Source organism: Pseudomonas sp. PAMC25584 (assembly GCF_058135675.1).
In genome coordinates, this window is sequence record NZ_CM176870.1 from 983,087 (window position 1) to 1,004,719 (window position 21,633).

The window sequence follows — 21,633 nt, forward strand, 5'->3', positions numbered from 1 at the left end:
ATTCATTTGTTTTCCCTGATTCCGACAGACCTTGATCTGTGGTCCGACTACTGCCTTGAGGGTCGCCTGACATGGAGCGTCTGATACGCTTTTTTGCCGCTTTGACCCGCTGGGGCCTGGGCCTGTGCGCCTTGCTGCTGGTATTGGCGGCGGTGTACGTGAGCCTTGGGCGTGAATTGACCCCGTTGGTCGCCGAATACCGCGCCGAAATCGAAGCCAAGGCCCAGGCCGCGTTGGACATGCCGCTGCAGATCGGTCGTCTTGAAGGCCGCTGGAGCGGTTTCGCGCCTGTGTTGCTGGCCCACGACGTAATGGTGGGCGAGGGCAGCAATGCCTTGCGCCTGGACCAGGTCCAAGTGGTACCGGACATCTGGGCCAGCCTGATGGCGCGCGACGTGCGCATCGCCCACCTGGAAGTCAGCGGCCTGCAACTGAGCGTCAAGGAGGACAAGGATGGCCACTGGGCGCTGCAAGGCCTGCCGGTGCAGGACGACCAGCCGCTGGCCCCGGAGCAGTTGCTCAACCGCATGCAGAGCGTCCAGCGGGTCTCGTTGCTGGATAGCCAGGTCACGTTGCAGCCGTTCGACCAGGCGCCGCTGACCTTCACGTATGTGGGCCTGAGCCTGCAAACCGGCACCACCCGCCAACGCCTGGACGCCCGCCTGACCCTGCCGGATGGCCAGCCCCTGGCCCTGAGCCTGCGCACGCAAATCCGCGCCAGTGCCTGGAAAGACGCTGAGGTTCAGGCCTACCTGAGCTTGCCCCAGAGCGATTGGGCCACATGGATTCCGGCCAGGTTGACCCAGCAATGGAAACTCACGCAGTTCAAGGCTGGCGGCGAATTCTGGCTGACCTGGGCCAAAGGCACCGTGCAAAGCGCGGTGGTGCGCCTCAACTCGCCGCAAGTGAAGGGCAGCTACGCGGATCGCAAGCCGGTACACATTGAAAACCTCGCCCTGACCGCTTACCTGCAACGCAGTGAGAGCGGCCTCAAGGTGCTGTTCGATTCGTTGGCGATGAACCTCGGTGATACCCGCTGGGAATCGCGCCTGCAATTGCAGCAACGCCTGGCCACCGACAAGGAGCAGGAAGTCTGGAAGCTGCAGGCCGACCGCCTCGACCTGACCCCGATCACCCCGCTGCTGAATGCTCTGGCGCCATTGCCGGAAGGATTCGCCAAGACGATCGAACACCTTAAGGCCACCGGCGTGCTGCGCAATGTGTTGGTGGATTTTCGCCCACAGGACACGACCGATCAGAAAGTCAGCTTTGCCGCCAACCTCGACCGGATAGGCTTTGACGCCTACTTCGGTGCCCCTGCCGCACGTAACATTTCCGGCAGCATCAGCGGCGACCTGGGACAGGGCGAGTTGCGCATGGACAGCAAGGACTTTTCTCTGCATCTCGACCCGATCTTTGCCAAGCCCTGGCAGTACATCCAGGCCAATGCGCGCCTGACCTGGAAGCTCGACCAGCAAGGCTTCACCTTGATCGCACCGTATATCAAGGTGCTGGGCGAGGAGGGCAAGGTCGCCGCCGACTTCCTGATTCGCCTGCATTTCGACAATAGCCAGGAAGACTACATGGACCTGCGGGTCGGCATGGTCGACGGCGACGGGCGTTTCACGCCTAAATACCTGCCGGCGGTGCTGAGCCCGGCGCTGGATGAATGGCTGCGCACTGCGATTCTCAAGGGCGCGGTCGATGAAGGCTTCTTCCAGTATCAAGGCTCGTTGAATCACGACGCATTGCCCGCCTCGCGCAATATCAGCCTGTTTTTCAAAGTGCATGATGCTGAATTGGCGTTCCAGCCGGGTTGGCCCCATGTGAGCAAGGTCAACGGCGAAGTGTTTGTCGAGGAAAGCGGTGTCCGCATCCTGGCCAGCAAGGGCCAACTGCTCGACACCGGCGTCAAGGACGTCTACGTCAATATTCCTCACGCGCCTGCGGGCAAGGATAGCCACCTGCTGCTCACCGGTGGTTTTGCCGGCGGCCTGGGTGATGGCCTGAAAGTCCTCCAGGAAGCGCCGATAGGCACCGCTGCGACCTTTGCCGGTTGGAAAGGCGAGGGCGATCTGCAGGGCAAGCTGGATCTGGATGTCCCGTTGGCCAAGGGCACCGAGCCGAAGATCGTGGTGGATTTCCAGACCGACAAGGCGCGCCTGCAATTGGCCGAGCCGACCCTGGACCTGAACCAGCTCAAGGGCGATTTCCGCTTCGACAGCGCCAAGGGCCTGAGCGGGCAGAACATCACGGCGCAAGCCTTCGATCGGCCGATCAGCGCGCAGATCTTTGCGGATGGCAAGCCGGGCAAGATCAGTACCCGCGTCACCGCCAGAGGCCAGGTCACGGTCAAGCGCCTGACGGACTGGTTGAAAGTCAGCCAGCCGCTGCCAGTGTCCGGCGATATTCCGTACCAGTTGCAGCTCAATTTGGACGGTGCTGACAGCCAGTTGATGGTCAGCTCCAACCTCAAAGGTGTGGCGGTGGACCTGCCGGCGCCGTTCGGCATGCCGGCCAGCCAGGGCCGTGACAGCGTGTTCCGCATGACCTTGCAGGGCGCCGAACGCCGCTACTGGTTCGATTACGGCGATCTGGCGAACTTCACCTTTGCGGCGCCGCCGGACAAGTTCAGCGAAGGCCGCGGCGAGTTGTTTCTGGGTAATGGCGATGCGCTGCTGCCCGGTGGCAAAGGCCTACGCATTCGCGGTGTGTTGTCGGAGTTGGACATCGAACCGTGGAAGAAACTCGTCGATCGCTACGCGGGCAACGACCCGGGAGGCAGCGCGAAACAGCTATTGAGCGGTGCCGACTTCAAGGTGGGCAAGTTGACCGGCTTTGGGCAGCAGTTCGACCAGGTCAACCTCCAACTGGACCGCAAACCCGCGGCCTGGGGCCTGCAGTTTGACAGCCAGCAGGCCAAGGGCACGGTCAACCTGCTGGACGCCAAAGGCGCGCCGATTGCGGTCAACCTGCAGTACGTGAAATTGCCGGCCTTGGACCCAACGGTACAGGCGGATGAGAATGCGCCCGACCCATTGGCCGACATCGATCCCAAGGTTATTCCAGCGCTGGATATCAGCATCGATCAACTGTTCCAGGGGCCGGACCTGATCGGCGCCTGGTCGTTGAAGATCCGGCCGACCGCCAAGGGCCTGGCCTTCAACAACCTGGACCTGGGCCTCAAGGGCATGCAGCTCAAGGGGGCAGGCGGTTGGGAGGGGGCTGCGGGTGACAGCAGTAGTTGGTACAAAGGGCGCCTGGATGGCAAGAACATTGCCGATGTCCTCAAGGGGTGGGGCTATGCACCTACCGTGACCAGTGAAGACTTTCACCTGGATGTGGACGGCCGTTGGGCGGGCTCGCCCGCTTGGGTCGGACCCAAGCGTTTTTCCGGCAGCCTGGATGCAACGTTCCGCAAAGGTCAGTTCGTTGAAGTGGAAGGCGGCGCCCAGGCGTTGCGGGTGTTCGGCCTGCTTAACTTCAACTCGATCGGCCGCCGGCTGCGCCTGGACTTCTCCGACCTACTCGGCAAAGGCTTGAGCTATGACCGGGTCAAAGGCTTGCTCGCGGCCAGCAACGGGGTGTTTGTGACGCGCGAGCCGATCACCCTGACGGGGCCGTCGAGCAATCTGGAACTCAATGGCACCTTGGACCTGGTGGCTGATCGCGTAGATGCCAAACTGCTGGTGACCCTGCCGGTGACCAATAACCTGCCGATCGCCGCGCTGATTGTCGGTGCACCGGCCATTGGTGGCGCGCTGTTCCTGATCGACAAGCTGATTGGCGACCGTGTTTCGCGTTTTGCCAGCGTGCAGTACAAAGTGGAAGGGCCATGGAAAGACCCGAAAATCACCTTCGACAAGCCATTTGAAAAGCCAAACTGAGAGCCTGTGGAGTAGCATGGCTGCATGCCATTTATGGAGTGTCGGCCGATGTCCTTTGCGGTAATTCAAATGGTCAGCCAGAGCGATGTGCTGGCCAACCTGGCCCAGGCCCGGCGCCTGCTGGAGCAAGCGGCGGCCCAGGGAGCGCGGCTGGTGGTGCTGCCGGAAAACTTCGCCGCCATGGGCCGCCGTGATGTGGCTGACATCGGTCGCGCCGAGGCGCTGGGCGAAGGGCCGATCCTGCCATGGTTGAAACAGACCGCCCGCGACCTCACCTTATGGATAGTCGCCGGCACTTTGCCGCTGCCGCCCAAGGACCAACCGAACGCCAAGGCCAACGCCTGCTCGTTGTTGATCGATGACCATGGCGAGATCGTCGCCCGCTACGACAAGCTGCATTTGTTCGATGTCGACGTGGCGGATGCGCGCGGTCGCTATCGTGAGTCCGATGACTATGCTTTCGGGAGCAACGTCGTCGTGGCGGATACACCGGTGGGCCGCTTGGGCCTGACGGTGTGTTACGACCTGCGCTTTCCGGAGCTGTACAGCGAGTTGCGCGCAGCGGGGGCTGAACTGATTACCGCGCCCTCGGCCTTCACTGCGGTGACCGGCGCCGCACATTGGGATGTGCTGATTCGTGCGCGGGCCATCGAGACCCAGTGCTATCTGCTGGCGGCCGCCCAGGGCGGGGTTCATCCGGGGCCACGGGAAACCTATGGGCATGCGGCGATTGTCGATCCATGGGGCCGCGTGTTGACGCAACAGGATCAAGGCGAAGCGGTGTTGCTGGCCGAACGCGACAGCAGTGAACAGGCGTCGATACGGGCGCGCATGCCGGTGGTCAACCACCGGCGTTTTTTCTCGCGGGGCGCGCAGCGGCCTGCTTCAGAACGATGAATTTAAGGCCAAACCTATGAGCGAGTTGTTGTCCTCAGTCAGTGAACACCTCCTGGCACCCGGTGGCGTGACCATCGAAAGCCTGCAAACCGTGCTGGGCGATCTCGCCGGGCCGGGCATCGACGCGGCCGACCTGTATTTCCAGGGGCAGATTTCCGAGTCGTGGGCCCTAGAAGATGGGATCGTCAAGGAAGGCAGTTTCAACCTCGATCAGGGCGTCGGCGTGCGTGCGCAATCCGGTGAAAAAACCGGTTTCGCCTATAGCAACGCGATCACCCTGGAAGCCCTGGGCCTGGCTGCCCGTGCCGCCCGTTCGATTTCCCGCGCTGGCCAGAACGGCACGGTGCAGGCATTCAGCACCCAGGACGTGGCTCAGTTGTACGCGCCGGATAACCCCCTGGAAGTGATCAGCCGTGCAGAAAAAGTCGATCTGCTCAAGCGTATCGACGCCGCGACCCGCGCCCTCGACCCGCGTATCCAGCAAGTCACCGTGAGCATGGCCGGGGTGTGGGAACGCATCCTGGTGGCGTCCACCGACGGTGGTCTGGCGGCAGATGTGCGGCCGCTGGTGCGTTTTAACGTCAGCGTGATCGTCGAACAGAACGGCCGCCGCGAGCGCGGAGGCCACGGCGGTGGCGGGCGTACCGACTACCGTTATTTCCTCGTCGAGGACCGCGCCATGGGCTATGCCCGCGAAGCGCTGCGCCAGGCGTTGGTCAACCTGGAAGCCATCCCTGCACCTGCCGGCACCTTGCCGGTGGTGTTGGGCTCGGGCTGGTCCGGCGTATTGCTCCATGAAGCCGTGGGGCATGGCCTGGAAGGCGACTTCAACCGCAAGGGCAGTTCGGCCTATAGCGGGCGCATGGGCGAGATGGTCGCCTCCAAGCTATGCACCATTGTCGATGACGGCACCCTGGCCGGTCGCCGTGGCTCGTTGAGCATCGACGACGAAGGCACCCCGACTGAATGCACTACATTGATCGAAAACGGCGTGCTCAAGGGCTACATGCAAGACAAGCTCAACGCCCGCCTGATGGGCGTGGCACGTACCGGTAACGGTCGCCGCGAATCCTACGCGCACCTGCCGATGCCGCGCATGACCAACACCTACATGCTTGCAGGCGAAAGCGACCCGGCGGAAATCATCGCCTCGGTGAAACGCGGGATCTACTGCGCCAACCTCGGCGGCGGTCAGGTCGACATCACCAGCGGCAAGTTCGTGTTCTCCACCAGCGAGGCGTACCTGATCGAAGACGGCAAGATTACCGCGCCGGTCAAAGGGGCGACGTTGATTGGTAACGGGCCGGAAGCCATGAGCAAGGTGTCGATGGTCGGTAACGACCTGTCGCTGGACAGCGGCGTGGGCACGTGCGGCAAGGATGGGCAGTCGGTGCCGGTGGGCGTGGGTCAGCCAACCTTGAAAATTGATGCGATCACCGTGGGTGGCACGGGGTCGTAAGAGCGGGAGCTTCGGGTGGCGAAGACCGCCACCCGGGGAAGAGGATCAACGCAGGCCGCGTTGAGTCTCGTCCAGCTCACGGATGTACTTGAACATTTTACGGCTGGTGGCCGGCGCCTTGTTTTGCGCCAGTTCGTGCTGGGCCTGACGGATCAGGGAGCGCAGTTGCTGGCGATCCGCGTCCGGGTAGTCCAGTACGAATTTCTCCAGCACCGCGTCATCGCCCGAGATCAGGCGGTCACGCCAACGTTCCAGGTTATGGAAGCGTTCGTTGTACTGGCGAGTGGAGGCATCGAGTTGATCGAGCAGGGTCAGAATCGCGTCAGTGTCCTGATCGCGCATCAGCTTGCCGATAAACATGATGTGCCGTTTACGCGCGATATTCGCGGTGTGCTTGGGTGCATCCTGCAGAGCCCGACGCATTTCGTCGGTCAGCGGCAGTTTTGCAATCAAGTCAGGCTTGAGCGTTGTAAGGCGCTCGCCGAGGTCAACCAGAGCATGCAGCTCGCGTTTGACCTGGGTTTTGCTTTTCTCCCCATCGAGGGAGTCGTCGTAAGAATCAACCATGGTGGCAGTCCGCAAAGAAACGCCGCCATGATAACCAGTCGGGGGCCGCTTGTCCGGCCCGGTCGCTCGATGGCCGTAACCGAAAGCAGAATTTGAGTGGAGAAAACCATGAGTGCAGCCCAAAGCGTCGGTCCGCAAGCGTTACCGGCACTGCAGGAACAAGTCGAGCAGATCCTTGCCGAGGCCAAGCGCCAGGGGGCCAGTGCCTGCGAGGTGGCTGTGTCCCTGGAGCAGGGGCTGTCGACGTCGGTGCGTCAGCGGGAAGTCGAAACCGTCGAATTCAACCGCGATCAGGGGTTCGGCATCACCTTGTATGTAGGCCAGCGCAAAGGCTCGGCCAGCACGTCGGCGAGTGGGCCGGAAGCAATTCGCGAGACGGTGGCCGCCGCATTGGCGATTGCCAAGCACACGTCTGAGGATGAAAGCTCGGGTCTGGCCGACAAGGCGTTGATGGCCAAGGATCTGCAGGATTTCGACCTGTTCCATGCCTGGGACATCACCCCGGAACAAGCCATCGAGCAGGCGCTGACCTGCGAAGCGGCGGCGTTTGATGCCGATCCCCGGATCAAGAACGCCGACGGCACCACCTTGAGCACCCATCAGGGCTGCCGCGTGTATGGCAACAGCCATGGCTTTATCGGCGGTTATGCCTCGACGCGCCACAGCCTGAGCTGCGTGATGATCGCCGAAGCCAACGGCCAGATGCAGCGTGATTACTGGTACGACGTGAACCGCCAGGGTGACTTGCTGGCCGACCCGGTCAGCATCGGCCGGCGTGCTGCGCAACGTGCCGCAAGCCGCCTGGGCGCGCGCCCGGTACCGACCTGTGAAGTGCCAGTGCTGTTCTCGGCCGAACTGGCCGGTGGCCTGTTCGGCAGTTTCCTGGGGGCGATTTCCGGCGGCAACCTGTACCGCAAATCGTCGTTCCTCGAAGGTGCGATTGGCCAGAAGCTGTTTCCGGAGTGGCTGACCATCGATGAGCGTCCGCACCTGATGCGTGCCATGGGCAGCTCGTCGTTCGACGGCGATGGCCTGGCGACCTATGCCAAGCCGTTCGTCGAAAACGGTGAGTTGGTCTCCTACGTGCTGGGCACTTATGCCGGGCGAAAACTCGGCCTGCCGAGCACTGCGAACTCTGGCGGTGTGCACAACCTGTTCGTGACCCACGGCGAAGAGGACCAGGCGGCGCTTTTGCGGCGCATGGGGCGCGGCCTGTTGGTGACCGAATTGATGGGCCAGGGCTTGAACATGGTCACGGGGGATTATTCCCGCGGTGCGGCGGGTTTCTGGGTAGAAAACGGTGAGATCCAGTTTGCCGTCCAGGAAGTGACCATTGCCGGCAATATGCGCGACATGTTCAAGCAGATCGTTGCCGTGGGTAACGACTTGGAGCTGCGCAGCAATATCCGTACAGGTTCGGTCCTGATCGAGCGGATGACGGTCGCCGGTAGCTAATCCTTCCGACGTTTCACCAAAAGGCGCGCCATCTTGCAGATGGCGCGCCTTTTTTGTGGCTGCGTTTCAGGTTGATTGGCTTGGCGCTCTTGTTTTGATTCTCAATATCATTTAATAATAAATATCATTATCAAGTGAGTGCGGATCATGAGTGCTGTCCTGCATGAGGACCCCTACCTGGAAAGCTGGCGTTGGATGAGTCGTCAGATTCGCTGCTGCCTCGATCCCAATGAGCCGCGCCTGATCGAACACTACCTCAATGAAGGTCGATACCTCGCGTGTTGCACCGCGACCCATCCGTGGACGATCGCTGAAACGGCCTTCCGTCTGCTGATCGACACCGCCACCGACATCGCCTTGCCGTGGCATTGGCGATCCCAGTGCCTGGACCAGGCCTGGCGCCCGCTGCGCGACCTGGAAAAACTCTCCCGCTGTGCCTGCCGCCTCAAGCGCTGGCAGAGCTTTGCCTGGCAATTGGCGACGTGCGAATTGCTGCCTTCGATTTCCGTTTCTGACTGGGTGCAAGGATCTTCCGATGAGTAATAGCCGTATCGAACGTGACAGCATGGGCGAACTGCAAGTCCCCGCCGAGGCCTTGTACGGCGCGCAAACCCAGCGCGCGGTGAACAACTTTCCGATCAGCCACCAGCGCATGCCGGCGCCATTCATTCGTGCGCTGATCCTGGCCAAAGTTGCAGCGGCCAAGGTCAACGTCGACCTCAAGCAAATCAGCGAAGGGCAGGGCAAGGCTATCGTCGATGCCGCTCAAGGCTTGCTGGAAGGCGATTTCATGCCGCACTTCCCGGTGGATATTTTCCAGACCGGTTCCGGCACCAGTTCCAATATGAACGCCAATGAAGTGATCGCGACCCTGGCCAGCCGTTTACTCGGCGAGGCGGTCAACCCCAACGATCACGTGAACTGCGGCCAAAGCAGCAACGACGTCATCCCAACCACTATCCACGTCAGCGCGGCGCTGGTGCTGCATGAGCAAACGTTGCCGGCGTTGCAGCACCTGGTGCAGGTCATCGAACAGAAGGCCGAAGAGGTCCACCCATTCATCAAGACCGGCCGCACGCACCTGATGGACGCCATGCCGGTGCGCATGAGTCAGGTGCTCAATGGCTGGGCGCAGCAGCTCAAGGCCAATATCGCTCATCTACAGGACTTGCTGCCGAGCCTGCAAGCCCTGGCCCAGGGCGGTACGGCTGTCGGCACTGGGATCAACGCGCACCCGGAGTTCGCAGTGCGTTTCAGCCAGCAACTGAGCAGCTTGACCGGCGTGCAATTCACCCCGGGCAAGAACCTGTTCGCGTTGATCGGCTCCCAGGACACCGCCGTCGCCGTCTCCGGCCAGTTGAAAGCTATCGCTGTGTCGTTGATGAAAATCGCCAACGACTTGCGCTGGATGAACTCCGGCCCGCTGGCAGGCCTGGGTGAAATCGAACTGGAGGGGTTGCAGCCTGGCTCTTCGATCATGCCCGGCAAGGTCAACCCGGTGATCCCGGAGGCGACGGCCATGGTCGCCGCGCAAGTCATCGGCAATGACACGGTGATCACCATTGCCGGCCAATCCGGCAACTTCGAGCTGAACGTGATGCTGCCGATCATCGCCCAGAACCTGCTCAGCAGCCTCGAACTGCTGGCCAATTCCAGCCGCCTGCTGGCGGACAAGGCCATCGCCAGCTTCAAGGTCAATGAGGCAAAGCTCAAGGAGGCGCTGTCGCGCAACCCGATCCTGGTCACCGCACTCAACCCGATCATTGGTTACCAAAAGGCCGCTGAAATCGCCAAGCAAGCCTATCAGCAAGGTCGTCCGGTGATTGATGTCGCCCTCGAACACACGGACTTGCCGCGCAGCCAACTGGAGGTCCTGCTGGACCCGGAAAAGCTCACGGCTGGCGGCGTGTAATCATCGACCCTGCTTTGGAGGCTCACCATGGAGCATTGGAAACGCACGATCGAACGGGCCAATCGCTGCTTTATGCAGGGCGAACTGGTCGACGCTCGCGAAGCCTATTTGCAGGCCCTGGCCCTGGCTCAAGTGTTGTTCGAACGCTGGGCGAACGCCGACGAAGCAGTGGCCGCCTGTGTCATTTCCCATCACAACCTGGCGGACCTGCACTTGCGCCTGAACCAGCCGGAAGAAAGCGCAGAATACCTCTGCGCCATCCACCAGCGCCTGTTACAGACCCTGCAGGACCGGCGTCTGAGCCCGCAACTGCGTGATGCGGCGCTGCGCCAGAGCAGCAAAACCTACGTCGAGCTGTTGAACTTCATCAGCGATTACGGCGAATACCCCCGTACCCATCGCTTGCTGGGCGGTACTGCGGCGCAACCGACCCCTCCTCAATACGGAGCACACTGATATGTCCTACACCTTGCCTGCCTTGCCTTACGCCTACGATGCCCTGGAGCCGCATATCGATGCGCAAACCATGGAAATTCACTACACCAAGCACCACCAGGCTTATATCAACAACCTCAATGCCGCCGTGGAGGGCACCGAGTTTGCGGGCTGGCCGGTAGAGAAGCTGGTATCGAGCGTCCAACAACTGCCCGAGAAACTGCGCGCTGCGGTGATCAATCAAGGCGGTGGTCATGCCAACCACTCGTTGTTCTGGGCGGTAATGTCGCCCAAAGGTGGCGGCAAACCCGAGGGCGCGCTGGGCCAGGCGATCGATGAGCAACTGGACGGCTTCGACAGTTTCAAGGACGCCTTCACCAAAGCCGCGTTGACGCGCTTCGGCAGCGGCTGGGCCTGGCTGAGCGTCACCCCGCAAAAGACCTTAGTGGTGGAGAGCAGCGGCAACCAGGACAGCCCGCTCATGAACGGCAACACTCCGATCCTCGGCCTGGATGTGTGGGAACACGCCTACTACCTGCTCTACCAGAACCGTCGGCCTGAATACATCAATGCTTTCTACAGGGTTATCAACTGGCCGGAAGTTGCTGCCCGCTACCAGGCCGCCCTGGCCTGATATCACCCTCTCTACCAAGACTTAAGGCTGACTATGGGCACTGAAACACTGGCGATCAGCGGCGTGCGAATGTTTCGTTATACGTTTGGCTCGCTGCTGCTATTGGCAGGTACTGCATTGCTGGTGGCTCAAGGATTCGCCTGGCTGGACTTGGAGCCGCGCATCCTGCGAGCCCTGCAGGGTGGGGCGATCTGCGCGCTCGGCACCGCGTTGGGCGCCGTGCCTGTGTTGGTTATCCGGCGCATGCCGGCAGCGTTGAGCGATACCTTGCTGGGTTTCGGTGCCGGAGTGATGCTCGCGGCGACAGCGTTTTCACTGATCGTACCGGGCATTGCGGCGGCTGAGGGCCTGGGGCTCACCCCGTGGGGCGCGAGTGGCTTGATCAGCGTTGGCATCCTGCTGGGGGCGTTCGGGTTGTACCTGGTCGACCGCAAGGTCTCCGGTGCCAGCCCGGAAATGCTGGTCGGCACGCCGGAGCACCCGGTGATCCCGCCACGCATCTGGCTGTTCGTATTTGCCATCATTGCGCACAACATCCCGGAGGGTATGGCCGTGGGCGTTTCGGCGGGCGGCGGTATGCCGGATGCCGACAGCCTGGCCATGGGCATTGCCTTGCAGGATGTGCCCGAAGGCCTAGTGATTGCGTTGGTGTTGGCTGGGGCAGGGATGTCGCGGGTCAAGGCGTTCCTGATCGGTGCGGCCTCGGGTCTGGTCGAGCCGATATTTGCCGTGCTTTGCGCCTGGTTGGTGAGCCTGGCAGAAGTGTTGCTACCGCTAGGCTTGGCGTTGGCTGCCGGCGCGATGCTGCTGGTGGTCACTCACGAGGTGATCCCCGAGTCGCGGCGCAATGGCCATGAACAGCTCGCCAGCCTGGGATTGTGCATTGGGTTCTGTTTGATGATGGTGATGGATACCGCGCTGGGCTGAAGCTGTTGCGGCTTCAGCCGCTGTCTCAAAGGGTGGGCTTATTCACCCTCATCAAAGAAGTTATTGATCAGCTTGACCAGGGCGTCCATCGCTTCCTGCTCTTGCTCGCCTTCCGTCTTCAAATGAATCTTGGTGCCCTTGCCGGCGGCCAGCATCATCATCGCCATGATGCTTTTGCCGTCGACCATGGATTCTGGGGTGCGCCCAGCGCGGACCTGGCAGGGGAACTGCCCGGCGATGCCGACGAACTTGGCTGAGGCCCGGGCGTGCAGGCCCAGCTTGTTGATGATTTCAATTTCCAGAGCGGGCATCGCGGGGGTGTTCCTTTCAGCTAAGGTCTCGGTGGCGAACCTGGACGTTCTTGAGGGTTTGTTGCAGCGTCTGGCCCAGGCGTTCGGTCAGATAGACAGAGCGGTGGTGGCCGCCGGTGCAGCCGATGGCAATGGTGACATAGGCCCGGTTGCTCGCGGCAAAGCGCGGCAACCATTTGAGCAGGTAGCTGGAGATGTCCTGGAACATCTCCTCGACATCCGGTTGCGCGGCCAGATAGTCCGCCACAGGCTGGTCCAACCCTGATTGATCACGCAACTCCGGCTTCCAGTAGGGATTGGGCAGGCAGCGCACATCGAATACCAGGTCGGCATCCACCGGCATACCGCGCTTGAAGCCAAACGACTCGACCAGAAAGGCCGTGCCGGGTTCGGGCTGGTTCAGCAGGCGTAGCTTGATGGCATCGCGTAGTTGGTACAGGTTGAGGCTGGTGGTGTTGATCTTGAGGTCGGCGAGGTCAATGATCGGCCCCAACAGCTTGGTCTCGTCCTCGATGGCTTCGGCCAGCGAACGGTGTGGGCTGCTGAGGGGGTGGCGTCGACGAGTCTCGGAGAAACGTTTGAGCAGGGTTTCTTCGTCGGCATCCAGGTACAGCACATCGCAGTGAATGTGCTTGGCACGTACTTCCTCAAGCAGTTCCGGGAAGCGCGAGAGGTGGCTGGGCAGGTTGCGGGCATCAATCGAAACGGCGACCAACGGCTGTGCCAGTTCGGTGTGGATCAGCGCGCGCTCCGCCAACTCCGGCAGCAGGCCGGCGGGTAGGTTGTCGATGCAATAGAAACCGTTGTCCTCAAGAACATTGAGGGCGGTGCTTTTACCTGAGCCGGAGCGGCCGCTGACGATGATCAAACGCATGATTAATGCCCGTTTTGTTCATCCAGGACAACCTGATACAACGCCTCATTGCTGCTGGCGCTGCGCAGTTTGTCGCGTACTTCCTTGCGGTCGAGCATGCTTGCAATCTGCCGGAGCAGTTCCAGGTGTGCATCGGTGGCGGCTTGCGGGACCAGCAACACAAACAGCAGGTCGACCGGCGCACCGTCGATGGCGTCGAAATCGATGGGAGCGTCCAGGTGCAGCAGGGCGCTGACAGGTGTCTCGCAGCCTTTGAGGCGGCAGTGAGGAATGGCGATGCCGTTACCAAAACCGGTCGAGCCGAGTTTTTCACGGGCAATCAGAGCCTCGTAGACATCTTGCATCTCCAATTCAGGCACTTGTTTGCTGATCAGGTTGGCAATCTGTTCGAGGGCTTTCTTCTTGCTGCCCCCCGGCGCGTTCACAACGGAACGGCCGGGAGTCAGGATGGTTTCAAGTCGGATCATGGGTGGGGAGTGTTAGCGGCCGGTGCCCTGAAGGAGGCTCTGCTGCTTTTCCTTATGCTTTTTGATTTGGCGATCCAGCTTGTCGGTCAGGTCGTCAATGGCGGCATACATATCAGAATGCTCAGCATTGGCGACGACTTCCCCGCCGGGTATACGCAAGGTGGCTTCGATTTTCTGCTTCAGCTTTTCGACAGTCATAATGACTTGCACGTTGGTGATCTTGTCGAAATGCCCCTCAATTCGTTTGAGTTTTTCGCCGATATAAGTGCGCAGCGCTTCGGTCACTTCCAGTTGGTGTCCACTGATATTGACTTGCATACAGCTTCTCCTTCGTTGCCAGTGCATAAAGCGACGGGTAGGAATACCCGCCACTGGAACGCTGTGGCCTGCCCGTCACATCAAACGCTTACGCTCGCTGGAAGGCGCAATCCCAAGGGACTCGCGGTACTTGGCGACGGTTCGACGGGCGACCTGAATGCCTTGTGCCTCCAGTAAACCAGCGATCTTGCTGTCACTCAACGGCTTTTTCTGATTTTCCGCGGCAACCAGTTTTTTGATGATCGCGCGGATCGCCGTGGACGAGCATTCGCCGCCTTCGGAGGTGCTGACATGGCTGGAGAAAAAGTACTTCAACTCATATATACCCCGTGGGGTATGCATGAATTTTTGCGTCGTTACCCGGGAAATCGTCGATTCGTGCATGCCCACCGCTTCTGCGATGTCGTGCAGAACCAGGGGTTTCATCGCTTCGTCGCCGTATTCCAGGAAGCCGCGCTGGTGCTCGACGATCTGGGTGGCCACTTTCATCAGGGTTTCGTTGCGGCTTTGCAGGCTCTTGATGAACCAGCGCGCTTCCTGCAACTGGTTGCGCATGAAGGTGTTGTCGGCACTGGTGTCGGCACGACGCACAAAACCGGCATATTGCGGGTTGACCCGCAGGCGCGGCACCGACTCCTGGTTCAGTTCCACCAGCCAGCGCTCGTTGTCCTTGCGCACGATCACATCGGGGACGACGTATTCGGCTTCGCTGGACTCGATCTGCGAGCCCGGACGCGGGTTGAGGCTTTGCACCAGCTCGATGACGTGGCGCAGGTCGTCTTCCTTGAGCTTCATGCGGCGCATCAGTTGGCTGTAGTCGCGGCTGCCCAGCAGGTCGATGTAGTCGGTGACCAGGCGCTGGGCTTCAGCGAGCCAAGGGGTCTTGGCGGGCAGTTGGCGCAATTGCAGCAACAGGCACTCGCTAAGGTTGCGTGCGCCAATGCCGGCGGGCTCGAACTGCTGGATGCGGTGCAGGACGGCTTCGATTTCGTCCAGCTCGATGTCCAGTTCCGGGTCGAAGGCTTCAAGAATCTCTTCGAGCGTCTCGTCCAGATAACCCTGGTTATTGATGCAGTCGATCAGGGTCACGGCGATCAGGCGATCGGTGTCGGACATCGGCGCCAGGTTCAATTGCCACAGCAAGTGGCTCTGCAGGCTCTCGCCGGCTGAGGTGCGGGTGGTGAAATCCCACTCGTCGTCATCATTGCTCGGCAGGCTGCTGGCGCTGGTCTGGTAGACGTCCTCCCAGGCGGTGTCCACGGGAAGTTCGTTGGGGATGCGTTCGTTCCATTCGCCTTCCTCCAGGTTATCCACCGTAGGGGCGGTTTCCTGGTAAGAGGGTTCCTGCACGTCGGAATTGGGTTTTTGCTCGACGTTGTCGGCCAGTGGGTCTGCATTATCGAAGTCGTCGCCTTCTTCCTGGCGTTCGAGCATCGGATTGGACTCCAAGGCTTCCTGGATTTCCTGTTGTAGGTCCAGTGTCGACAATTGGAGCAGGCGGATGGCCTGTTGCAGCTGCGGTGTCATCGTCAGCTGCTGGCCCATTCTCAGGACTAGCGATGGTTTCATGGCAGGGGCTTAACACCTTATTCGCCGGCGCAATGCGCCATCCACGACAGGGCGCGTGAGCGCCAAACATAAGCAAATTATATGCCTGATATCGGGGGCTTTGCCTAGAGCGCGGTAACAATAAAAATCCGGAGGTTTTCATTGACTCCCGCGCACCTTGGCGAACGGCCTGCCACCGCCATTTTCTACCGGCAGGCTTACAGGCGGAACTCGTGGCCCAGATACACTTCCTTGACCAGTTCGTTGGCCAGAATAGTGGCCGAATCGCCTTCTGCGATCAGTTGCCCATCATTGACGATATATGCAGTTTCGCAGATATCGAGGGTCTCGCGGACATTGTGGTCGGTGATCAGTACACCGATGCCCTTGGCCTTGAGGTGATGGATGATCTGCTTGATGTCGCCAACCGAGATCGGGTCGACACCGGCAAAAGGTTCGTCCAGCAGGATGAACTTCGGCGCAGTGGCCAGTGCGCGGGCAATCTCCACGCGGCGACGTTCACCACCGGACAAGCTCATGCCGAGGTTGTCGCGGATGTGGTTGATGTGGAACTCCTGCAGCAGGCTTTCCAGCTCCTTGCGGCGGCCGTCGCGGTCGAGTTCCTTACGGGTCTCGAGGATCGCCATGATGTTATCGGCGACCGACAGTTTGCGGAAGATCGACGCCTCCTGGGGGAGATAGCCGATACCGGCGCGCGCGCGGCCGTGCATCGGCTGGTGGCTGACGTCCAGGTCGTCGATCAACACGCGACCCTGGTCTGCCTGAACCAGGCCGACGATCATATAGAAGCAAGTGGTTTTGCCGGCACCGTTGGGGCCAAGCAGGCCGACGATCTGGCCGCTGTCGATCGACAGGCTGACGTCGCGCACGACCTGACGGCCTTTATAGGCCTTGGCCAGATGCTGGGCTTTCAGGGTTGCCATTACTCGGCCTTCTTCTTCGGCTGGATAACCATGTCGATACGTGGGCGTGGTGCGGTGACCTTGCTGCCGTTGGCGCGACCGGCGTTGGCGATCTGCTTCACGGTGTCATAGGTGATCTTTTCACCTTCCGTGGAGTTGCCGTCGGGGCTCAGTACCTTGGCCTGGTCGATCAGCACGATGCGGTTTTGCTGGGCGTGATACTGGATGGTTTTGCCGTAGCCCTTCATTGGTGCGGTATCGGCGGGCGCCTGCTTCTGTTCGAAGTAAGCCAGGTTGCCCACGGAAGTCACAACGTCGATGTCGCCAGCAGGGGTGCGAGTCAGCGTCACCGTGTTGCCGGTGATCTTCATCGAGCCCTGGGTAATGATCACGCCACCGGTGTAGGTCGCGACGCCTTGTTTGTCATCGAGCTGTGCATCGTCGGCCGAAATGTGGATCGGTTGCTGGCTATCGTTCGGCAGAGCCCAGGCGCTCACGCTTCCCAGTGCTGCGCCCAGACCGAGCAAAATAGGGAGGGTTTTAACGAGCCTCATACTGTCCTCTTACGTTCGATAGCAGGTGTATCCTGCTTTCTTTCAAATACGCTTTCATTCCCTTGCCAGTCGATACACCGCCAGCGCCGTCGATTCTAACGTCTTGCTCGGTCTGCGCATATTGCTTCTGTGGGAATACGGTCATGCGACTGCTGGTAATGATGGTGTCGCGGTTCTGCGCGTCAGTCCGTGCGACGCGTACCGAGTCGATCAGTTCCACTTCGGTGCCGTCCGGGTTGACTTCGCCACGCTTGCTGGTGACGTGCCAGGGGAATTCGGTGCCGCGGTACAGATTCAGGTCGGGGTTGGTCAGCAGGGTGACTTCGGATGCCTTCAAGTGTTCGACTTTGTCCGATGTCATTTCGTACTGCACTTTGCCGTCAGGTAGGAACTGCACGCTGTAGGCATTGGTGGCGTAATAGTCGATAGCGCCTTGGTCAGCCTGCGCAACAGGCTGGTCGAGAAAGCGCTCCGGGCTGATATTCCAGTAGCCAACCGCCAGGAGCAGCGCGGCGATGACCCCGAATAGCAGGAAGTTGCGAATCTTTTTGCTCAGCATAAAACGCTCTATAGGTAGGCGGCGTGGGCCGCTTCAAGGCTGCCCTGGGCACGCAGGATCAACTCGCAGAACTCGCGGGCGGCGCCTTCGCCGCCACGGGCCGTGGTGATGCCGTGGGCATGCTCGCGAACAAATGCCGCCGCATTGGCGACAGCCATGCCCAAGCCCACCCGGCGGATCACCGGCAGGTCGGGCAGGTCGTCGCCCAGATAGGCAACCTGCTCATAGCTTAGGTTGAGTTGGCCAAGCAGCTCGTCCAAGACGACTAGTTTATCCTCCCGGCCCTGATACAGGTGAGGAATCCCCAGGTTTTGTGCGCGGCGTTCCACAACCGGGGTTTTTCGACCGCTGATAATCGCGGTTTGCACGCCCGCCGCCATGAGCATCTTGATGCCCTGGCCGTCGAGGGTGTTGAACGTCTTGAATTCGCTGCCGTCTTCGAGGAAGTACAGGCGGCCATCGGTCAGCACGCCGTCAACGTCGAAAATCGCCAACTTGATGTGTTTGCCGCGTTGCAACAGGTCGCTGGTCATTTACATCACTCCCGCACGCAGCAAGTCGTGCATGTTCAGGGCGCCAATCGGGCGGTCGTCGCCATCGACCACCACCAGCGCGCCGATCTTATGGTCTTCCATGATCTTCAGGGCCTCGGCCGCCAGCATTTCCGCGCGTGCAGTCTTGCCGTGGGGGGTCATCACCGCATCGATGGTGGCGGTGTGGATATCGATAGTGCGGTCCAGGGTGCGGCGCAGGTCTCCGTCGGTGAAGACGCCGGCCAGGCGTCCGTCGGCTTCCAGGACCACGGTCATGCCCAGGCCCTTGCGGGTCATCTCCATGAGCGCGTCCTTCAGCAGGGTACCGCGCTGTACCTGGGGCAGTTCATCGCCGGAATGCATGACGTTTTCCACTTTCAACAGCAGGCGTCGGCCCAGCGCACCGCCCGGATGGGAAAACGCGAAGTCTTCCGCCGTAAAACCGCGCGCTTCCAGCAGCGCCACGGCCAAGGCATCGCCCATGACCAGCGCGGCGGTGGTGGAGGAGGTCGGTGCCAGGTTCAGCGGGCAGGCCTCAGCGGTCACGTGAACATTCAGGTTTACTTCGGCGGCCTTGGCCAGTGTCGACTCCGGGTTGCCGGTGATGCTGATCATCTGGATGCCCAGGCGTTTGATCAGCGGCAGCAGGGTCACGATTTCGTTGGTGGTGCCGGAGTTGGACAGTGCGAGGATGATGTCATCCTTGGTGATCATGCCCATGTCGCCATGGCTGGCTTCGGCCGGGTGGACGAAAAACGCTGTGGTCCCGGTGCTTGCCAGGGTGGCGGCGATCTTGTTGCCGACGTGACCGGACTTGCCCATGCCGACCACAACAACGCGGCCTTTGCTGGCCAGAATCATCTCGCAGGCGCGCACGAAATCTGCGTCGATATGGGCCAACAAGCCTTCTACGGCTTCAAGCTCGAGGCGGATGGTGCGTTGTGCGGATTGGATAAGGTCGCTGGATTGGCTCATGTCTGAAATCGTATAGCCTGACGAAAAGTCGGCGATTATAACGGTAATGATCAATTCCCTCACGCAAGTTCGTCAGCCTTTAGTCGTCAGGCGCTTCAGACTCCTTCCTCGGTAACATAGCCAGCAATGTTTTTTCCCTGTCCCCAATCTGAACAAGCGCTGTTCCGGCCTTGGGGGCTCTGCACCAGCAGTGATATAGTTCGCCGCCAGCTCGGTCCACCCAGCCCATGTGGCTAACTATATATCGCGCAACCGTTGCAAACGTTTGTCGCAAACGTGGTGTCTGAGTGAAAGGCTGCATCCCAAGGAGTTTAGATGAGTGCCGATAACGCCTACGCGGTCGAGCTGAAGGGCCTTACCTTCAAGCGCGGGACGCGCAGCATCTTCAATAACGTCGATATTCGCATTCCCCGCGGCAAGGTCACGGGCATCATGGGGCCTTCCGGTTGCGGCAAGACCACCCTGTTGCGCCTGATGGGCATGCAATTGCGCCCCAACGCAGGCGAAGTATGGGTCAACGGCCAGAACCTGCCGACGCTGTCGCGCAGCGATCTGTTCGATGCGCGCAAGCACATGGGGGTCCTGTTCCAAAGCGGTGCGCTGTTCACCGACCTCGATGTGTTCGAAAACGTCGCGTTTCCGCTGCGGGTGCATACTCAGCTGTCCGATGAAATGATTCGTGACATTGTGCTGCTGAAACTGCAAGCCGTGGGCCTTCGCGGAGCCCTCGACCTGATGCCGGACGAACTGTCCGGCGGCATGAAGCGTCGTGTCGCATTGGCGCGTGCTATTGCCCTCGATCCGCAGATTCTCATGTATGACGAACCCTTCGTGGGGCAGGACCCGATCGCCATGGGCGTGCTGGTGCGCCTGATCCGCCTGCTCAACGATGCGCTGGGGATTACCAGTATCGTGGTCTCCCACGACCTGGCCGAGACCGCGAGCATCGCCGACTACCTCTATGTGGTCGGTGATGGCCAGGTGCTGGGGCAGGGAACGCCGGAAGAACTGATGAACGCTGACAACCCGCGCATTCGCCAATTCATGACCGGCGATCCCGATGGCCCGGTGCCTTTTCATTTTCCGGCAGCGGACTACCGCTCAGATCTTCTGGGGAAGCGCTGATGCGCAAGACATCTCTTATCGAGAAGGTGCGCCTTTTCGGTCGTTCCGGCATCGACATCATCGAAGTGCTCGGCCGTTCGACGATTTTCCTGTTCCACGCCTTGCTCGGCCGTGGTGGCATTGGCGGCAGCTTCGGTCTGCTAATCAAGCAACTGCACGCCGTCGGTGTGATGTCCCTGGTGATCATCGTGGTCTCCGGGCTCTTCATCGGCATGGTGCTGGCGTTGCAAGGCTTCAATATCCTGTCCAGCTACGGCTCGGAACAGGCGGTGGGGCAGATGGTCGCCCTGACGCTGTTGCGTGAACTCGGCCCGGTCGTCGCGGCCCTGTTGTTCGCCGGGCGCGCCGGTTCTGCGCTGACCGCCGAAATCGGCAACATGAAGTCCACCGAGCAGTTGTCCAGCCTGGAGATGATCGGTGTGGACCCGCTCAAGTACATTGTTGCACCGCGCCTGTGGGCCGGCTTCATTTCCCTGCCGCTGCTGGCGATGATCTTCAGCGTGGTGGGTATCTGGGGCGGTTCATGGGTTGCGGTGGACTGGCTGGGGGTCTACGACGGCTCCTACTGGGCCAACATGCAAAACAGCGTGACCTTCAACGGCGACGTGCTCAATGGCATTATAAAGAGCATTGTCTTCGCCTTTGTCGTGACCTGGATCGCCGTATTCCAAGGCTATGACTGTGAGCCCACTTCAGAAGGGATCAGTCGCGCCACCACCAAGACCGTTGTGTACGCCTCGCTGGCGGTACTGGGCCTTGACTTCATTATGACCGCCTTGATGTTTGGAGATTTCTGATGCAAAACCGCACTGTGGAAATCGGTGTCGGCCTTTTCTTGCTGGCTGGCATCCTGGCTTTACTGTTGCTTGCCCTGCGAGTCAGCGGCCTTTCGGCCAGCCCCACCGCCGATACTTATAAACTTTACGCGTACTTCGACAATATCGCCGGTTTGACTGTCAGAGCTAAAGTGACCATGGCCGGTGTGACCATCGGCAAGGTCTCGGCAATCGATCTGGATCGCGACAGCTTCACCGGGCGAGTGACGATGCAGTTGGACAAGAAGGTAGATAACCTACCAACCGACTCTACTGCGTCTATCCTCACTGCGGGCTTGCTGGGCGAGAAATACATCGGGATCAGCGTGGGTGGTGAAACTGCTCTGCTCAAGGATGGCTCGACCATCCACGACACACAGTCGTCGCTGGTGCTTGAGGACCTGATCGGTAAATTCCTGCTCAATACGGTCAATAAAGACGCCAAATGAGGACTCTGT

Annotated in this window: 23 protein-coding genes; 12 read left to right on the forward strand and 11 right to left on the reverse strand. The window is 60.5% G+C overall.

Annotation, left to right across the window (positions count from 1 at the left end):
* Positions 1 to 71: 71 nt before the first annotated feature.
* The 3 genes from ACS5Q8_RS04435 to tldD are packed head-to-tail and all read left to right on the forward strand — an operon-like array spanning position 72 to position 6,243.
* Entirely contained in the window at positions 72 to 3,887 is a 3,816-nt protein-coding gene (locus tag ACS5Q8_RS04435) for a YhdP family protein (protein ID WP_276196526.1), read from the forward strand.
* A 48-nt stretch (positions 3,888 to 3,935) separates the two neighbouring features.
* A complete protein-coding gene (locus ACS5Q8_RS04440) occupies positions 3,936 to 4,784 on the forward strand; it encodes a carbon-nitrogen hydrolase family protein (protein WP_276196527.1) in 849 nt (282 codons plus the stop codon).
* A gap of 16 nt (positions 4,785 to 4,800) precedes the next feature.
* Entirely contained in the window at positions 4,801 to 6,243 is a 1,443-nt protein-coding gene (gene tldD, locus ACS5Q8_RS04445; protein ID WP_443697540.1) for a metalloprotease TldD, read from the forward strand.
* Between the two features lie 45 nt (positions 6,244 to 6,288).
* Here the strand turns inward: tldD and yjgA are convergent, their stop codons facing one another.
* A complete protein-coding gene (yjgA, locus tag ACS5Q8_RS04450) occupies positions 6,289 to 6,810 on the reverse strand; it encodes a ribosome biogenesis factor YjgA (protein WP_247396003.1) in 522 nt (173 codons plus the stop codon).
* A gap of 108 nt (positions 6,811 to 6,918) precedes the next feature.
* On the opposite strand from yjgA, the gene pmbA reads away from it, so the two are divergent.
* The 6 genes from pmbA (at position 6,919) to ACS5Q8_RS04480 (ending at position 12,173) form a co-directional block, all read left to right on the forward strand.
* Entirely contained in the window at positions 6,919 to 8,265 is a 1,347-nt protein-coding gene (pmbA, locus tag ACS5Q8_RS04455; RefSeq protein ID WP_247396002.1) for a metalloprotease PmbA, read from the forward strand.
* Between the two features lie 147 nt (positions 8,266 to 8,412).
* Positions 8,413 to 8,808 carry a FagA protein gene (locus tag ACS5Q8_RS04460; RefSeq protein ID WP_253393416.1) on the forward strand — a complete coding sequence of 132 codons (396 nt, stop codon included), beginning with the start codon at positions 8,413 to 8,415 and terminating at the stop codon, positions 8,806 to 8,808.
* Positions 8,801 to 10,177 carry a class II fumarate hydratase gene (locus ACS5Q8_RS04465; RefSeq protein WP_276196528.1) on the forward strand — a complete coding sequence of 459 codons (1,377 nt, stop codon included), beginning with the start codon at positions 8,801 to 8,803 and terminating at the stop codon, positions 10,175 to 10,177. Before ACS5Q8_RS04460 ends, ACS5Q8_RS04465 begins: the two co-directional genes overlap by 8 nt.
* Before the next feature lie 27 nt (positions 10,178 to 10,204).
* Positions 10,205 to 10,633, forward strand: a complete 429-nt coding sequence (locus tag ACS5Q8_RS04470; RefSeq protein ID WP_247395999.1) for a DUF2753 family protein — start codon at positions 10,205 to 10,207, stop codon at positions 10,631 to 10,633.
* Between the two features lies 1 nt (position 10,634).
* On the forward strand, positions 10,635 to 11,246 hold the full coding sequence (locus ACS5Q8_RS04475; protein ID WP_276196529.1) for a superoxide dismutase: 612 nt from the start codon (positions 10,635 to 10,637) through the stop codon (positions 11,244 to 11,246).
* 33 nt (positions 11,247 to 11,279) lie between these two features.
* Complete coding sequence (locus tag ACS5Q8_RS04480) at positions 11,280 to 12,173, forward strand: ZIP family metal transporter (protein ID WP_443693318.1); 894 nt, start codon at positions 11,280 to 11,282, stop codon at positions 12,171 to 12,173.
* Positions 12,174 to 12,211: 38 nt separating this feature from the next.
* Here the strand turns inward: ACS5Q8_RS04480 and ACS5Q8_RS04485 are convergent, their stop codons facing one another.
* The 10 genes from ACS5Q8_RS04485 to ACS5Q8_RS04530 all read right to left on the reverse strand — a co-directional run bounded on the left by ACS5Q8_RS04485 (position 12,212) and on the right by ACS5Q8_RS04530 (position 19,235).
* Positions 12,212 to 12,484, reverse strand: a complete 273-nt coding sequence (locus tag ACS5Q8_RS04485) for an HPr family phosphocarrier protein (protein WP_276196531.1) — start codon at positions 12,482 to 12,484, stop codon at positions 12,212 to 12,214.
* Between the two features lie 16 nt (positions 12,485 to 12,500).
* Positions 12,501 to 13,358 carry an RNase adapter RapZ gene (rapZ, locus tag ACS5Q8_RS04490; RefSeq protein WP_463856055.1) on the reverse strand — a complete coding sequence of 286 codons (858 nt, stop codon included), beginning with the start codon at positions 13,356 to 13,358 and terminating at the stop codon, positions 12,501 to 12,503.
* 2 nt (positions 13,359 to 13,360) lie between these two features.
* Entirely contained in the window at positions 13,361 to 13,825 is a 465-nt protein-coding gene (ptsN, locus tag ACS5Q8_RS04495; protein WP_247395993.1) for a PTS IIA-like nitrogen regulatory protein PtsN, read from the reverse strand.
* A gap of 12 nt (positions 13,826 to 13,837) precedes the next feature.
* Positions 13,838 to 14,143 carry a ribosome hibernation-promoting factor, HPF/YfiA family gene (hpf, locus tag ACS5Q8_RS04500; protein WP_247395991.1) on the reverse strand — a complete coding sequence of 102 codons (306 nt, stop codon included), beginning with the start codon at positions 14,141 to 14,143 and terminating at the stop codon, positions 13,838 to 13,840.
* Positions 14,144 to 14,218: 75 nt separating this feature from the next.
* Entirely contained in the window at positions 14,219 to 15,712 is a 1,494-nt protein-coding gene (locus tag ACS5Q8_RS04505; RefSeq protein WP_247395989.1) for an RNA polymerase factor sigma-54, read from the reverse strand.
* Positions 15,713 to 15,909: 197 nt separating this feature from the next.
* Positions 15,910 to 16,635, reverse strand: coding sequence for an LPS export ABC transporter ATP-binding protein (gene lptB / locus ACS5Q8_RS04510; RefSeq protein ID WP_049709979.1), 726 nt, complete (start codon positions 16,633 to 16,635; stop codon positions 15,910 to 15,912).
* Positions 16,635 to 17,168: a lipopolysaccharide transport periplasmic protein LptA gene (gene lptA, locus ACS5Q8_RS04515; protein ID WP_247395988.1), complete on the reverse strand. Its 534-nt coding sequence runs from the start codon at positions 17,166 to 17,168 to the stop codon at positions 16,635 to 16,637. The genes lptB and lptA overlap by 1 nt, the downstream gene beginning before the upstream one ends.
* Positions 17,155 to 17,727, reverse strand: coding sequence for an LPS export ABC transporter periplasmic protein LptC (gene lptC / locus ACS5Q8_RS04520; protein WP_276196533.1), 573 nt, complete (start codon positions 17,725 to 17,727; stop codon positions 17,155 to 17,157). Before lptC ends, lptA begins: the two co-directional genes overlap by 14 nt.
* Before the next feature lie 8 nt (positions 17,728 to 17,735).
* Positions 17,736 to 18,260 carry a KdsC family phosphatase gene (locus ACS5Q8_RS04525; RefSeq protein WP_017738753.1) on the reverse strand — a complete coding sequence of 175 codons (525 nt, stop codon included), beginning with the start codon at positions 18,258 to 18,260 and terminating at the stop codon, positions 17,736 to 17,738.
* Positions 18,261 to 19,235, reverse strand: a complete 975-nt coding sequence (locus ACS5Q8_RS04530) for a KpsF/GutQ family sugar-phosphate isomerase (protein WP_276196534.1) — start codon at positions 19,233 to 19,235, stop codon at positions 18,261 to 18,263. It lies immediately after the preceding gene.
* A gap of 315 nt (positions 19,236 to 19,550) precedes the next feature.
* Between ACS5Q8_RS04530 and ACS5Q8_RS04535 the strand changes: the two genes are divergently transcribed.
* Genes ACS5Q8_RS04535 through mlaD form a run of 3 tightly spaced genes read left to right on the forward strand, consistent with a single transcriptional unit; the run spans position 19,551 to position 21,624 of the window.
* A complete protein-coding gene (locus tag ACS5Q8_RS04535; protein ID WP_276196535.1) occupies positions 19,551 to 20,360 on the forward strand; it encodes an ATP-binding cassette domain-containing protein in 810 nt (269 codons plus the stop codon).
* Complete coding sequence (mlaE, locus tag ACS5Q8_RS04540) at positions 20,360 to 21,157, forward strand: lipid asymmetry maintenance ABC transporter permease subunit MlaE (RefSeq protein WP_247395983.1); 798 nt, start codon at positions 20,360 to 20,362, stop codon at positions 21,155 to 21,157. The genes ACS5Q8_RS04535 and mlaE overlap by 1 nt, the downstream gene beginning before the upstream one ends.
* Positions 21,157 to 21,624 carry an outer membrane lipid asymmetry maintenance protein MlaD gene (mlaD, locus tag ACS5Q8_RS04545; protein ID WP_247395982.1) on the forward strand — a complete coding sequence of 156 codons (468 nt, stop codon included), beginning with the start codon at positions 21,157 to 21,159 and terminating at the stop codon, positions 21,622 to 21,624. Before mlaE ends, mlaD begins: the two co-directional genes overlap by 1 nt.
* Positions 21,625 to 21,633 lie beyond the last annotated feature (9 nt).